1 protein-coding gene is annotated in these 280 nt (G+C 60.7%); it reads right to left on the bottom strand.

The window, feature by feature from the left end; genetic code table 11:
• On the bottom strand, positions 1–280 hold a 280-nt coding region (locus AF337_RS15965), incomplete at both ends, for a FadR/GntR family transcriptional regulator (RefSeq protein WP_152971101.1).

Genomic DNA, 280 nt, shown 5'->3' with positions numbered 1-280 from the left:
GCGGCATGTTCCTTGTTGATCTTCTTCAGGTAGGTGCTGTAGCTGCGCGCCGATTGGCGATGCTTGAGCACGAGGTCGAAATTGATGCTCTCTATCACCGCTTCCAGAAAACTCGGGAAGTGGGGATTGCGGGTGGCGCGGGCGATCGCAAGGTGAAACTCGAAATCGGCGCGTGCTTCGACCTCGGCATCGTCCGTCACCAGGTTTTCGAGGTTGTCGTAGGCGCGGGCAATTTCAGCCAGCGCCTCCGGCGTGCGCCTCGACGCTGCAAGGGCGACGG

This window comes from Rhizobium ecuadorense, assembly GCF_001187535.1.
Taxonomy (GTDB): Bacteria; Pseudomonadota; Alphaproteobacteria; order Rhizobiales; family Rhizobiaceae; genus Rhizobium; species Rhizobium ecuadorense.
Note: the sequence above shows the minus strand (reverse complement) of the source record. Positions and strands in the feature narration are given on the sequence as shown.